At 65.1% G+C, this 229-nt stretch carries 1 pseudogene; it reads right to left on the bottom strand.

Annotated elements, in window-relative coordinates:
* Positions 1 to 24 precede the first annotated feature (24 nt).
* Positions 25 to 229: pseudogene (locus ACPYOG_RS21170) on the bottom strand (N-methyl-L-tryptophan oxidase); the annotation flags it as partial.

Below are 229 nucleotides of genomic sequence, written 5' to 3'. Positions count from 1 at the left end.
ACACTCTCTCCGTCGTCGGCAGCGTCAGATGTGTATAAGAGACAGCTGCGTGGCATCGCGCGCCGCGAACCAGGAGAGATAGGAACGGCGAGGACGCACCCACTGGCGTAATCCGTCCGGAAGCAGGGTCGTCGACCATCCGCCACCGGCGACGATCACCCGATCGAACGTCCACGACGACGTCCCCGAGCTCGCCACCACGCCGTCCGCGACTTCGCGGATTTCGTCC

This window comes from Leifsonia sp. HAY1-4F (assembly GCF_056755275.1).
This window is presented reverse-complemented; position numbering and strand designations above follow the sequence as displayed.